We start from the raw sequence: 11876 nt of genomic DNA on the forward strand, positions 1-11876 counted from the left end.
CCGCGCTCAGGCGCGGCCGCTGCATTCGCGGACCAGCAGGGTGGCGAACCAGTCGTCCTTCAGCAGGAAGTTCAGATTCTTGGCGATGGCGTCGTCCACCGCGCGATCGACCGACTGACCGCGGGCTACGGTGAAGGTGGTGCCGAAGGCCTGGTCGAACTGGACGTTGCCGCCCACGGCCAGCTCGTAGCGGATGTCGACGCCGTAATGCTCCTCCGCCCCTGCCCGGTCGACCTTGAAGTCGCGGATGGTGCCGTCGAGGATGCAGCGCGACGAGTTCAGGCCGGCGCCGGCGCGGCGCAGCTCGGCCTTCAGTGCGTTGGTGACATAGCCCGGCACGTCGCGAACGGTGCCCTGCGGCGCCACGCCCGTGCGGGGGCGGTAGCCCATCGGATTGACCGCGACCGCCCCGGTCAGATGCGCCGTGGTCTGCGGCTGGTAGCCGGTGCGCGGCGCCGGAACGGGCTGGGTGGCGCAGGCGGCGACGAGCAGGGCAAGGGCGAGCGGCAGGCGGCGCAGCATGGAGGCTCCAGGCGGTTGCGGCGGGGCCCGAGCGCCCCGCCCCGACATAGCCTCGCCGCCGCCGCCGGGTCAATCCGATGCCCGCGCCCCGCATCCGCCCCTTGCCCGTCACGCTCTCCCGAACCGTTTCGTCACGCTCGGACGGAACTGGAAGCGGACCGCGGCGTTGCTACGATGCCGACATCGTCCACGGCCCGCGGCTGTGCCGCTCGTCCGGATCTTCGTCTTTCCGCCTCCGTCCCGCGGCTGTCGCCGTGCGCTTGATCGCGCCCACTAGAGGGAGAGCCTGCCATGTCCCCGCACGACCTGAACGTCAAGCTCGACACCGACACGCCGCAGCTCAAGATCCTGGATCCCGAGCTGCTCGATTACATCCAGAGGCGCCGGGTCGAGGATGTCGCGTTCGCGGCCGGGGCAAGGATCATGACGGAGGGCGACCGCAATCCGCCGCTCTACACCGTCGCCAGCGGCTGGGCCATGCGCTTCAAGATGCTGCAGGACGGCCGCCGGCAGATCCTGTCCTTCATCCTGCCGGGCGACGTGATCGGCTTCCAGGCCCAGTTCTTCGAAACCGCCGTCACCTCGATCGAGGCGATCACCGAGGTCTCGCTGTGCGTCGTCCCGCACCAGGATATCGCCGGGCTGTACCAGGAGCAGCCGGAGGTCGCCTTCCGCTTCGCCGCGCTGACCGCGGACCAGAAGCGGGTGATGGAGGAGCAGCTGCTGTCGCTGGGCCAGCGCACGGCGCTGGAGCGCGTCGCGGCCCTGGTCCTGGATCTTTACGGCCGCGCCGACGCCCGCGACATGGTCCGGGGCGACAGCATGCCCTTCCCGTTGACCCAGCAGCATCTCGCCGATGCGCTCGGCATCTCGCTGGTGCACGCCAACCGGACGCTGAAGCAGCTGCAGCGCGACGGGCTGTTCCGGATCAAGGGCCGGCGGCTGCAGATCCTCGACGCCGCGGCGCTGGAGAAGGCGGCACAGAGGCCGAAGGCCTGAGCATCAGGCCGCCTCGGCGGCCGGCGGCACATAGGCCATCCGGGCGGCACGCACCTTGTCGTGATGCAGGTTCGCCCAGTCCACCAGGGCGTTCAGCGGCTCCAGCAACGACCGGCCGAGCGGTGTCAGCGCATAATCGACCCGCGGCGGAATGGTCGGGTGCACCGTGCGAGACACCAGCCCGTCCTGCTCCAGCCGGCGCAGCGTCTGCGCCAGCATGCGCTGGGAGATGTCGCCAATCTCGCGCTTGACCACGGTGAAGCGCTTCACCCCCGGCGCCAGGGTCTGAAGCACCAGCAGGCTCCAGCGGTCGCCGATGCGGTCCAGCACATCCCGGATCGGACAGGGATGGAACGCCCCGTCCACCATCTCGCGAGCCAACATGATCCGCTCCTTCCGCCCGATGGTGGGCAACGGCCGGTACAATATCGGAACCAGGATCCCGTTCGGAACCATCCCGTTGTCGCAGGCATCGGCGCCCTTCGGTAAGGAGATGTCGGCCCGGCTGCGAACACCGCAAGCGAAGCCTGACGAACCGGCTGAAAATTAAGGATTTTTCACTGGGAACCTCGTCTCGCTGCGGCCTATTCCCATGAGGTGAGCCCACAGCAAGGGAGCTTCGACCATGGCGGATAGCCAGACTCCGCATCGGGGCGGCACCGGGAACTTCGCCTACAACCGGGAGCGTGCAGCGGAGGCCGGCCGTAAGGGCGGGCAGGTGAGCAGCGGCAACTTTGCCAATGATCCGGCCCGGGCCTCGGCCGCCGGTCGCAAGGGCGGCCAGCACAGCGGCGGCAACTTCAAGAACGATCCGGCCCGGGCTGCGGCAGCGGGCCGCAAGGGCGGGCAGGAGAGCGGCGGCAACTTCGCCAATGATCGCGAGCGCGCGGCGGAAGCCGGGCGGAAGGGCGGTCTCTCCGGACACGGCGCGCACTGACGTCGGCGCCGCTTCCGCATTCACCGCAGGGCAGGCCGGGCCTGCCCTTCTTTTTGCCCATCCCTTTTGCCTTGGGCCGCGGCGGCGGCCGCCCGAAGGAGGCCGTCGCCGCGCCGCGCGCCGTCCTAAGCGGCCTGCGGGTGGGCGTGCCGGGCCGCGGCGGTGTTGACCGCGGTCTTGGCCAGCTTGGTCAGGATCTGGTCCGTCTCCTTCTCCTCCGCCAGGGTTTCCAGCAGGAGGTCCAGGGCCTCCTCATGCTTCATCGCCTTGGCCCAGGTGCAGACGGTGCCATAGGTCGCGATCTCGTAATGCTCGACCTTCTGCGCCGCCGCGATCAGCGCGGCGTCCATCGCGTCGGGCTCGAGCCCGAGCTCCATCAGCTCCTGCGCCTCGGCCAGCAGCCCCTCCATCGCCTCGCAGGTCTGGCCGCGCGACGATGCGTCGAGGCTCTCGAACACGCTGTCCAGGCGCTCGACCTGGCCCCTGGTCTGCTCGAGATGATGCTCGAAGCCCTGCTTCAGCTCCGGGTTGGTCGCGGCGCGCGCCATCTTCGGCAGCGCCCGGGTCAGCTGCTTCTCGGCGTTGTAGATGTCCTTGAGCTCGTTGAGGAACAGGTCGTGCAGCGTCTTCGTCGCCATGGCCGGCCTCGCTGTCTCTGGCATGGAGGGGCCGCCGGCGACTCCGGCGGCCTTCTCCCTGGGAAATGGATCCCGGCGGCGGACGGTTCCGGCTACAGGAAGCGGCGGCCGGCCCGTGCCCGGACCGGCCGCCGGTCTTTCAGGCCAGGAGCGGCATCATCGCGGCGACCAGCGGGTGGCGCACGATGTCGGCGGTGGTCAGGCGGACCACGGCGACGCCGTCCAGCGGCTCCAGCCGCCGCGCTGCCTCCTCCAGCCCGGACAGGCCGGGCAGCAGGTCGGTCTGGTCCGGGTCGCCGGTGATCACCATGGTCGAGTGCCAGCCCAGGCGAGTCAGCAGCATCTTCAGCTGCTGGAAGGTCATGTTCTGCGCCTCGTCGACGATGACGAAGCTGCGCGAGATGGTGCGGCCGCGCATGTAAGCGAGCGGCGCGATCTCGACGATCCCCTCCTTGGTCATCTGGCGCACCTGCTTGGCGCCGAGACGGTCGGACAGCGCGTCGTAGATCGGGCGCATCCAGGGGTCCATCTTCTCGTTGATGTCGCCCGGCAGGTAGCCGAGGCTCTCGCCCGCCTCCACCACCGGCCGGGTGATGACGATGCGGCTGACGCGCTCGGCAGTCAGCGCCTCGACCGCCTTGGAGACGGCGAGATAGGTCTTGCCCGTGCCGGCGGGGCCGAGGGCCAGGGTCATGGCGTGGCCTTCGATCGCCTTCATCAGGACCTCCTGATTGGCGGTCCGCGGCTTGACCGTCTTCAGGTAGCTCTGCTCCCGGAAATCATCGTCGTAGCCCTCATTGATGGCGACGACACGGGCACTGGAGGCGTTGCGTTTGGCCATGGAACGTCGTCCTTTGCTCTCGCTTGCATCCTCGAACAGCGGATCCCAGACACCGCCCCCTTCACCAGGAGATCTCATTCGCCGGAACCCTCCTTCGGGTCGGGTGGAACAGGACAGGTGACGGATCGGAAGGGCGGCCAGAAACGGCAAACGCCCCTGCGAGGGGCGTTTCGAACGATTGCCGATGCTGATGCTGCCCCTGGTCGGAGCCGGGAAGCGGATGGTGATGCCAGGCTGGTGCCCGTCGCATGTCGCCTTTCCGATCACTGACGACGAAAATCGCGTCGCCAGAGATGAGAGTCGCACCAACCCCCGTGCTGCACCAGCGAAAAGACGGGGCGACACGGAAAATTCATACCAATTGTGGCGGAACGCCCACGCCGTTGCGGCTAGATCTAGCGGCTGCCACCATTCAGAGCATCCGGCCGGGTCGCCATGTCGATGAAGGCCCTCGCGGCCGGCGAGCTTTCGTCCCGGCGCCAGGTCAGCCACATGGTGGTGACGGCACCCGGGTCGGACAGGCGGCGGAACACCACCCCTTCGACCTGGATCCGCTGCAGCGAGGCCGGCAGCAGCGACACGCCCAGCCCGGCCGCGACCAGCCCGACGATGGTCGAGACCTCCCGCGCCTCCTGCCCCAGCCGCGGGCTGAAGCCGGCGTCGCGGCACAGGCCGATCATCTGGTCGTACAGGCTGGTGCCCTGGTCGCGCGGGTAGCAGACGAAGGCTTCGTCGGCCAGCTCGGCCAAAGCCACCGGCGCGGGCGCGCCCCCTGCCAGCGGATGGTCGGTGCGCAGCGCCGCCACCAGCGGGTCGCGGAACAGCTCGCGCACCTCGATTCCCTCCGGCACCGGCGGGAAGGTCGGGTTGCGCAGGAAGCCGATCTGCAGCCGCCGCTCGGCCAGCGCCTCGATCTGCTGCCGGGTCGGCAGCTCCTGCAGCTCCAGATGCACGTCCGGATGGCTGCGGCGGAAGGCGAAGATGGTCTGCGGGATCAGCGTGGTGAAGGGGGCGGAGGCGGTGAAGGCGATGCGGATCTCGCCGATCTCGCCGCGCTGCGCCCGGCGCGCCACCTCCGCCGCCCGGTCGGCGGCGGCCAGCACCATGCGCGCCTGCTCCAGGAACAGCCGGCCCACCTCGGTCAGCGCCACCCGCCGGTTGCTGCGCTCGAACAGCCGGGCGCCGAGCTCGTCCTCCAGCGCCTGGATCTGCTGGCTCAGCGGCGGCTGGGAGATGCCGAGCCGCGCCGCCGCCCGGCCGAAATGCAGCTCCTCGGCCAGGGCCACGGCATAGCGCAGATGTCTCAGCTCCATCATTCGTCAAACCTATCAAACATGCCGTTAAACATATTGGACACTATCAATCGGCATGGCCATGTTTTCGAGAGGGCCGGGCGCCCTTCCCTTCCGCTGGCCCGGCCGGAGACCTCCCGTGACCTCATCGGTCCAGTCGCTGCCGCGCCAGCCCGCCACCCCGTCGATCGCCGATGCCATGCCGGCCGGAACCGTGGCGGCCGAGGACGTCGTCGCCTTCATCGAGCACGGCACCACCGCCTTCCACCGCACCAACCTGGCGCTGTTCGCCGCCGGCTTCGCCACCTTCGCCCTGCTGTACTGCGTGCAGCCGCTGATGCCGGTCTTCGCCGAGACCTACGGCATCGGCGCGGCGGAGAGCAGCCTGTCGCTGTCGCTGACCACCGGGGCGCTAGCCTTCGCCATGCTGGTGGCCAGCGCGCTGTCCGAGACCTGGGGCCGCAAGCCGGTCATGGTGGCCTCGCTGTTCGCCTCGGCGGTGCTGACCGGCCTTGCGGCGCTGATGCCGTCCTGGCACGGGCTTCTGGTCCTGCGGGCGCTGATGGGCCTGTCGCTGAGCGGGCTGCCGGCCGTGGCCATGGCCTATGTCAGCGAGGAGATGCACCCGAAATCGGTCGGGCTGGCCATGGGGCTGTTCATCGGCGGCAGCGCCCTGGGCGGGCTGGGAGGCCGACTGATGGCCGGCGTCCTCACCGACCTGGTCTCCTGGCGGTTCGGGCTTGGCGTCGTCGGATTGAGCGGCCTGGTCTGCGCCGTGCTGTTCTGGCGCAGCCTGCCGCCCTCGGCCCATTTCACGCCTCGGCCGCTGCGGCCGCGGCTGCTGCTGGCCGCCTTCGCCGACCATCTGCGCGACCCCGGGCTGCGCTGGCTGTTCCTGGAAGGCTTCCTGTTGATGGGGGCCTTCGTCACCCTCTACAACTACACCGGCTTCCGGCTGCTGGCGCCGCCCTTCGGGCTGAGCCAGACCGCCGTGGCTGCGATCTTCGTGGTCTATCTGATCGGCATCGGCGCTTCGATCTGGGTCGGCCACCTCGCTGGCGTGCTCGGCCGCCGCCGGGTGTTCTGGGCGCCGATCGTGCTGATGCTGGCCGGCATCGCCCTGACCCGCGGCGACGACCTGTGGGCGATCATCGCCGGCGTCGCGGTGCTGACCTTCGGCTTCTTCGGCGCCCATTCGGTGGCCAGCAGCTGGGTCGGCCGCCGGGCGCTGCACGCCCGGGCCCAGGCCTCCTCGCTCTACCTGTTCTTCTACTATCTTGGCTCCAGCGTCGCCGGCTCGCTCGGCGGCGTGGCCTGGGCCGATTGGGGCTGGCCCGGCGTCGCCCTGATGATCGGCGCCCTGGCCCTGGCGGCGCTGCTGATCGCGCTGCGCCTGGTCGTGCTGGCGCCGCGTCAGGCCTGACCGAGGCCTTCGGCGAGGTATAGCCGGGTCATCCGCCGCAGCTCGGCCAGGGCCGCGGTGCGCGCTTTCAAGCCAGGTTCAGTGCCGAGCGCCGCCGCCGCCTTCATCTGCAGCAGCACGACGATCGCCATCGCCAACGCCCGCTCCGGCGGCAGCCCGGGCGCGCGCAGGGCCAGGATCCGGGCCACGCCCGCGCGCAGGGCGTCGCGCAGCGCCAATGGCTGGGCGGCGGCATCCCGCCGTGCCTCGATCAGCGCCAGCGCCGCCACGCGCTCCTGCTTCAGCCCGACCAGCAGGTCGATCAGCGCATCCGCGAGATCCGGGACGGACAGCCGCGCCGCCCGCGCCTCCACCGCCTGCAGCCCGGCCAACACCTGCTCGCCATAGCCGGCCAGCAGCGCGTCGGCCAGCGCCTCCTTGCTCGGGAAGAACTGGTACAGCGAGCCGATCGACGCGCCGGCCCGGGCCGCGACCTCGGTCATCGTCGTCGCCTCGTACCCTTTCTCCGCGAACACGGCCGCGCCCGCCTGCAGCAGTGCCGCGACACGGTCGCGGCCGCGCTGGCGCCGGGGCTCTCGCCTCACGGCGGCGTCGGCGGCGGCAGTTGACTTTTGTGAGGACATGCTCATAAAACTGTTTGCGAGGCTATCCTCATATTTTCACATGCACCCGCCCCCGTCCATCCGCCCGGCCTGCCGCCGGGACCGGAGGGGCGCGGCCTGCCCCGAAAGGTGACGACCATGCCCACCCTCGACCCGCGCCGCACCGCCCTGGTCCTGATCGATCTGCAGGCCGGCATCCTGGCCATGCCGCTCGCCCCCCGCAGCGGCGCGGAGGTGCTGGCCACGGCCAGAAACCTCGCCACGCGCTTCCGCGCAGCCGGCGCCCTGGTGGTCCCGGTCCGCGTCGGCTGGGCGCCGGATTTCGCCGATGCGCCGCGGCAGCCGGTGGACCAGCCGATGCCCCGGCCGGCCGGCGGCCTGCCCGCAGGCTGGAGCGACCTGGCCGAGGGCGTGGTGGAGCCCGGCGATGTCGTGGTCACCAAGCGGCAATGGGGCGCCTTCACCGGCACTGACCTGGACCTGCAGCTGCGCCGGCGCGGCATCGACACCATCGTGCTGGGCGGCATCGCCACCAATTTCGGCGTCGAATCCACCGCCCGCCATGCCTGGGAGCTGAACTACGCCGTGGTCTTCGCCGAGGATGCGATGACCAGCCGGTCGGCGGAGATGCATGGCTTCGCCGTGGAGGCTATCCTGCCCCGCATCGGAATCGTCTCCCAGGCCGCCGACATCCAGTTCGGCCAGTCCTGAGGCGGAAAGCGAGGCTGCTGTGGTGACCGCGAACGGCCCGGCCCTGCCGGTTCTGGCAAAGCTGCCGCGTGCCGGGCAATGGGCGGCGCTGCTGGCCGTCTCGGCCGCCATCGCGGCATTGCTGGAGGCCGCCGCCCTGCCCGCGGCGCTGCTGCTCGGGCCGATGGTCGCCGGCATCCTGGTCGGCGTCGGCGGCGGCACCATCCGGGTGCCGCGAAAGCCCTATTTCGGCGCCCAGGCGATCATCGGCTGCCTGATCGCCGGGGCGATCACGCCGTCGATCGTGGTGTCCTTCCTGCAGGACTGGCCGCTGTTCCTGGCGATCGTGCTGTCGACGCTGCTCGCCAGCAGCGTGCTGGGATGGATGATGAGCCGCTGGCAGGTGGTGCCGGGCACCACCGGCGTCTGGGGCTCCTCCCCCGGCGCCGCCACGGCCATGGTGCTGATGGCCGAGGCCTTCGGCGCCGACGCCCGGCTGGTCGCCTTCATGCAGTATCTGCGCGTCGTCTGCGTCGCCACCACCGCCTCGCTGATCGCCCGCTTCTGGGTCGATACCGGCGACGCCGGCCCGGCGGCGATTGTGTGGTTCCCGCCGATCGATGCCGGGCCTTTCGCGGCGACGCTGGTCCTGGCCGGGCTGGGGGCCGCCGTGGGATGGCGGCTGCGCATCCCTGCCGGCCCGATGCTGGTGCCGATGGTGGTCGGGGCCGTGCTGCATTCGCTGGGCCTGATCGAGATCGAGCTGCCGGAATGGCTGCTGGCCGCCGCCTATGCGCTGATCGGCTGGAACATCGGCCTCGGCTTCACCCGGTCGGTGCTGCTCCATGCCGCCCGCGCGCTGCTGCAGATCCTGCTGTCGATCGTCGCGCTGATCGCCTTCTGCGGCGGCCTGGCCTTCGTGCTGGTGCGCACGCTCGGCGTCGACCCGCTGACCGCCTATCTGGCGACCAGCCCCGGCGGCATGGATTCGATCGCCATCATCGCCGCGTCCAGCGATGTCGACCTGCCCTTCGTGATGGCGCTGCAGACCGTGCGCTTCTTCCTGGTGGTGCTGCTGGGCCCGGCGGTGGCGCGGTTCATCGCCCGGCGGACACAGCCCCCTCACCCACCTAGGCCGCGGCGGCCTTGAGCCGGCCCAGCTCCTCCAGGAAGCGCTCCGCCGCCAGGTCGGGTGCCCAGGGCTCCCAGGGCGTGCCGCCATAGATCGGCAGCAGCGGGTCGTCGTCGATCGGCTGGAACCGGATCTTCAGCACCTTCGACACCTCGTCGCGGGTCCAGCCGACGACATGGATCGCCTCGCTGGCCGCGGCCACCCGGTCGGCCCGCTTGTGGAAGACCTTCTGCTCCGCCGTCCAGCGTGTCAGGCCGTAGCGCAGGAACACCGTGTCCTCGAGCCGCGCGGCGAGGTCACGGAACTCCTGGCCCAGGAACGGCTTGATCACCGAGAGCGGGTCGAAGCCGAGCAGCCCCTCATCGGCATCGTGCAGCAGCTCGCGCAGTTCCGCCAGCGGCGACAGCGGCGCCGGCGCCCAGGCCCGGCACAGCGCCAGCACGGCCAGCGAATGCTGGGCGACGGAGAGCGGCAGCGGCCAGGCCGAATGGCCGCCCCAGCGATAGGTGCGGGCAAGGCCGAGGGCCAGGTCGCGATCGTCCCAGTCGAACGGGGTGGGGTTGAGCAGATCCAGCCGCTTGCCCGACGGCAGCCGGACCCAGGCCCGCGCCATCGCCGTCCGTCCCTCCCAACGCATCCGGTCCTCTCGATCCCCTGGCTGGTCCGCCCTTCCCGGTAGCACCGAACCCGGCGGGCTGTCATCCATGGCAGGCAAAGACCGGCAGGCCGCATCGGCGGCCGCCGGTCGGATCGAATGGAAGCGTGTCAGGAAACGGCTAGAGCTTGATACCGTTCGTCTGCGGCTGGCGCGGCGCCCAGTTGCGCACCACGGAACTGGCGGGGCCGTAGCGGCGGGCGAATTCGGCCTGGGACAGGCGCAAGCCCCGGCACAGCATCTCGGCCCGGAGCGCCGCCTGCACGCGGGACGGGCGGGTTGCGGTGGGGTGTGGGGCTTCGGCCGAAAGTTCCATCTCCGCGATCTCCCTCATCGGGACCACAGTGGCGGTGTCGTTCGCGGCCTTGGGCGGAAGGGAGTTCAGTTCGTGCTCATCCGCCCGAAGCGGGGCCGGACTCGTCCTGGGACGCCTGCGGTGCTGACCAGCCATGGCGGTTCCTCCAGCGGCTTTTGTCGTTGCGGCTGCGGCGGACTAGGAACTCGCCGCGCCGTGGTTCCCGCAGGAAGGAAGGCCGGGTGGCTGCATGTTCATCGGCGATGCGACGGATCCTGTGAAGCGCATCGGCACCGGGGGGCAGCGCCAAACCGACAAACACACGGCCGGCAAGGGCTGGCGGCTATATCGCGCTCGGCGCCCTCGCGGTCGACCTCCGACCTGCAGGCTGCGCACTCTGCGCCAGCGGCTGCGCCTCGACAAGGAAAATCATCCATGAAGACATAATATTACATTGCGGTGACGGACCGATGAACAGGCCGGCGAACATGTGTTCAGGCCCCCGTTGAATTGAACACCGAAGCCACCTCGGCCGGGTCCAGCAGCCGCCACTTGCCCTCCGCCAGATCGCCGAGCGCCAGGCCGCCGACGGCCGACCGGTGCAGCGCCTCGACATGGTTGCTGACGGCGGCGAACATGCGCCGGACCTGATGGTAGCGGCCCTCGGTCACGGCCAGCCGAACCCTACGCGGGCCGAGCGGCTCCAGCACCGCCGGTTCCAGCGGCGTGGTCTCGGACCGCAGCTTCAGCGTGCCGGAGGCGAAGGCCGCGGCCTCGTCCCCGGTCAGGTCACGCGCCAGAGCGGCCTCGTACACCTTCGGGATCCGGCTCTTCGGCGAGATGATCCGGTGCAGCAGCGGGCCGTCATCGGTCAGCAGCAGCAGGCCGGTGGTGTCGCGGTCGAGGCGCCCGACCGGGGCGATGATCGGGTTGCGCAGGCGGAAGCGCGGCGGCAGCAGCTCATACACCACCCGGCCGGGGTCGCTGGTCGAGCAGGTGAAACCGGCCGGCTTGTGCAGCATCAGCACTGCGCCCGCCGGCGGATCGAGCGGCTGGCCGTCGACCCGGATCGCCGCATGCTCCGGCTGGGCCTCGGCGCCGAGCGGCGCACCACCGGCATCGGTGACGCGGCCGTCGCGCAGCAGCGCCTCGACCTGCTTGCGGCTGCCGTAGCCGAGATTGGCGAGGCGGCGCACGAGCTTCATTTGGTGCCCTTGGATGCTTCGATCACCTTGTAGGTGCCGTCATCGGCGATGCGGCGGACCATGACGAAGGCCTGCTCCAGCGTCGCCTCATAGGGCAGGTGCCGGTTCGCCACCAGGAACAGCCGGCCCTTCTGGCGTAGCGCCGCCGCCGCGGCGGTGATGAAGGCGCGGCCGAGATCGTGCCGGTCGGCCCGGCCGCCTTCATGGAAGGGCGGGTTGGTGACGATGAAATGGTAGCGCCGGTCGCGCGGCAGCCCGGCGGCGACGTCGTGCCAGAGGAAGTCCAACTCCGCTCGGCCGGCATAGGGTTCCAGGTTGCGCCGCGCCAGTTCCAGCCCCCGCGCCTCGGCCTCGTAGAGGTCGATCGAGGCGACCTCCGGGCAGCGGTCCAGCACCTCGGCCGACAGATACCCGAAGCCCGCGCCGAGATCGGCGCCCTGCCCTTTCAGCTCCGCCGGCAGATGGGCGGCCAGCAGGGCCGAGCCGGGATCGATCCGGTCCCAGGCGAACAGGCCGGGTCGGCTGAGAAAGCGGCCATCCGCGACCGGCCGCGGCTCGTCCGCCGCCGCCCATTCCGCCCGCAGCGCCGGATCGCCGGCGCCGGCCCGCGTCCAGAAGACGCGGCAGCGGTTCTTCGACAGGCTC

Annotated in this window: 15 protein-coding genes and 1 other annotated feature; of the genes, 5 read left to right on the forward strand and 10 right to left on the reverse strand. The window is 70.5% G+C overall.

Annotated features, from left to right (window positions below):
• Positions 1-6: 6 nt before the first annotated feature.
• Entirely contained in the window at positions 7-522 is a 516-nt protein-coding gene (locus tag P409_RS13555) for a hypothetical protein (RefSeq protein WP_034837199.1), read from the reverse strand.
• Between the two features lie 291 nt (positions 523-813).
• Here P409_RS13555 and P409_RS13560 point away from each other — a divergent pair, with 291 nt between their 5' ends.
• A complete protein-coding gene (locus P409_RS13560) occupies positions 814-1521 on the forward strand; it encodes a Crp/Fnr family transcriptional regulator (protein ID WP_052120559.1) in 708 nt (235 codons plus the stop codon).
• A gap of 3 nt (positions 1522-1524) precedes the next feature.
• On the opposite strand, the gene P409_RS13565 is transcribed toward P409_RS13560, so the two are convergent.
• On the reverse strand, positions 1525-1905 hold the full coding sequence (locus tag P409_RS13565; protein WP_193366491.1) for a winged helix-turn-helix transcriptional regulator: 381 nt from the start codon (positions 1903-1905) through the stop codon (positions 1525-1527).
• A gap of 241 nt (positions 1906-2146) precedes the next feature.
• On the opposite strand from P409_RS13565, the gene P409_RS13570 reads away from it, so the two are divergent.
• Positions 2147-2458: a con-10 family general stress protein gene (locus P409_RS13570; protein ID WP_034837204.1), complete on the forward strand. Its 312-nt coding sequence runs from the start codon at positions 2147-2149 to the stop codon at positions 2456-2458.
• 125 nt (positions 2459-2583) lie between these two features.
• Here the strand turns inward: P409_RS13570 and P409_RS13575 are convergent, their stop codons facing one another.
• The 3 genes from P409_RS13575 to P409_RS13585 form a co-directional block, all read right to left on the reverse strand.
• The gene (locus P409_RS13575; RefSeq protein ID WP_034837209.1) at positions 2584-3096 is read right to left on the reverse strand and encodes a YciE/YciF ferroxidase family protein; all 513 of its coding nucleotides are present in this window, start codon (positions 3094-3096) and stop codon (positions 2584-2586) included.
• 139 nt (positions 3097-3235) lie between these two features.
• The gene (locus P409_RS13580) at positions 3236-3937 is read right to left on the reverse strand and encodes a PhoH family protein (RefSeq protein ID WP_034837212.1); all 702 of its coding nucleotides are present in this window, start codon (positions 3935-3937) and stop codon (positions 3236-3238) included.
• A gap of 395 nt (positions 3938-4332) precedes the next feature.
• Positions 4333-5253, reverse strand: coding sequence for a LysR family transcriptional regulator (locus P409_RS13585; RefSeq protein ID WP_238578680.1), 921 nt, complete (start codon positions 5251-5253; stop codon positions 4333-4335).
• A gap of 115 nt (positions 5254-5368) precedes the next feature.
• Between P409_RS13585 and P409_RS13590 the strand changes: the two genes are divergently transcribed.
• Positions 5369-6652 carry an MFS transporter gene (locus tag P409_RS13590; RefSeq protein ID WP_343285506.1) on the forward strand — a complete coding sequence of 428 codons (1284 nt, stop codon included), beginning with the start codon at positions 5369-5371 and terminating at the stop codon, positions 6650-6652.
• Here P409_RS13590 and P409_RS13595 read toward each other — a convergent pair.
• Positions 6643-7236, reverse strand: coding sequence for a TetR/AcrR family transcriptional regulator (locus P409_RS13595; protein WP_238578681.1), 594 nt, complete (start codon positions 7234-7236; stop codon positions 6643-6645). The genes P409_RS13590 and P409_RS13595 overlap by 10 nt on opposite strands.
• A 156-nt stretch (positions 7237-7392) precedes the next feature.
• Here P409_RS13595 and P409_RS13600 point away from each other — a divergent pair, with 156 nt between their 5' ends.
• Both P409_RS13600 and P409_RS13605 read left to right on the forward strand, forming a co-directional pair.
• Positions 7393-7965: a hydrolase gene (locus P409_RS13600; RefSeq protein ID WP_034837216.1), complete on the forward strand. Its 573-nt coding sequence runs from the start codon at positions 7393-7395 to the stop codon at positions 7963-7965.
• A 22-nt stretch (positions 7966-7987) separates the two neighbouring features.
• Positions 7988-9094, forward strand: a complete 1107-nt coding sequence (locus P409_RS13605; protein WP_052120562.1) for an AbrB family transcriptional regulator — start codon at positions 7988-7990, stop codon at positions 9092-9094.
• Here the strand turns inward: P409_RS13605 and P409_RS13610 are convergent.
• The 4 genes from P409_RS13610 to P409_RS13625 form a co-directional block, all read right to left on the reverse strand.
• A complete protein-coding gene (locus P409_RS13610; protein WP_034837220.1) occupies positions 9075-9713 on the reverse strand; it encodes a phosphohydrolase in 639 nt (212 codons plus the stop codon). The two genes, P409_RS13605 and P409_RS13610, sit on opposite strands and share 20 nt — an antisense overlap.
• A gap of 139 nt (positions 9714-9852) precedes the next feature.
• Positions 9853-10047, reverse strand: a complete 195-nt coding sequence (locus P409_RS37950; RefSeq protein ID WP_152613370.1) for a hypothetical protein — start codon at positions 10045-10047, stop codon at positions 9853-9855.
• A 473-nt stretch (positions 10048-10520) separates the two neighbouring features.
• Complete coding sequence (locus tag P409_RS13620; protein WP_034837227.1) at positions 10521-11231, reverse strand: pseudouridine synthase; 711 nt, start codon at positions 11229-11231, stop codon at positions 10521-10523.
• Positions 11228-11876, reverse strand: a 649-nt coding sequence (locus tag P409_RS13625) for a class I SAM-dependent methyltransferase (RefSeq protein WP_034837230.1), incomplete at its 5' end; no start/stop codon positions are given. The genes P409_RS13620 and P409_RS13625, both read right to left, overlap by 4 nt.
• Positions 11680-11736, reverse strand: a sequence feature (sul1 is cis-regulatory element that is thought to sense ions involved in sulfur or methionine metabolism; They are found in Alphaproteobacteria). Its footprint overlaps the gene before it by 57 nt.

Source organism: Inquilinus limosus MP06 (assembly GCF_000767795.1).
Classification (GTDB): Bacteria; Pseudomonadota; Alphaproteobacteria; order DSM-16000; family Inquilinaceae; genus Inquilinus; species Inquilinus limosus_E.

What these genes read in the sequence shown, in the direction of transcription:
- P409_RS13555 (WP_034837199.1), bottom strand. Translation starts at nt 522, where the DNA reads ATGCTGCGCCGCCTGCCGCTCGCCCTTGCCCTGCTCGTCGCCGCCTGC.
- P409_RS13560 (WP_052120559.1), top strand. Translation starts at nt 814, where the DNA reads ATGTCCCCGCACGACCTGAACGTCAAGCTCGACACCGACACGCCGCAG.
- P409_RS13565 (WP_193366491.1), bottom strand. Translation starts at nt 1,905, where the DNA reads ATGTTGGCTCGCGAGATGGTGGACGGGGCGTTCCATCCCTGTCCGATC.
- P409_RS13570 (WP_034837204.1), top strand. Translation starts at nt 2,147, where the DNA reads ATGGCGGATAGCCAGACTCCGCATCGGGGCGGCACCGGGAACTTCGCC.
- P409_RS13575 (WP_034837209.1), bottom strand. Translation starts at nt 3,096, where the DNA reads ATGGCGACGAAGACGCTGCACGACCTGTTCCTCAACGAGCTCAAGGAC.
- P409_RS13580 (WP_034837212.1), bottom strand. Translation starts at nt 3,937, where the DNA reads ATGGCCAAACGCAACGCCTCCAGTGCCCGTGTCGTCGCCATCAATGAG.
- P409_RS13585 (WP_238578680.1), bottom strand. Translation starts at nt 5,253, where the DNA reads ATGATGGAGCTGAGACATCTGCGCTATGCCGTGGCCCTGGCCGAGGAG.
- P409_RS13600 (WP_034837216.1), top strand. Translation starts at nt 7,393, where the DNA reads ATGCCCACCCTCGACCCGCGCCGCACCGCCCTGGTCCTGATCGATCTG.
- P409_RS13610 (WP_034837220.1), bottom strand. Translation starts at nt 9,713, where the DNA reads ATGCGTTGGGAGGGACGGACGGCGATGGCGCGGGCCTGGGTCCGGCTG.
- P409_RS37950 (WP_152613370.1), bottom strand. Translation starts at nt 10,047, where the DNA reads ATGGAACTTTCGGCCGAAGCCCCACACCCCACCGCAACCCGCCCGTCC.
- P409_RS13620 (WP_034837227.1), bottom strand. Translation starts at nt 11,231, where the DNA reads ATGAAGCTCGTGCGCCGCCTCGCCAATCTCGGCTACGGCAGCCGCAAG.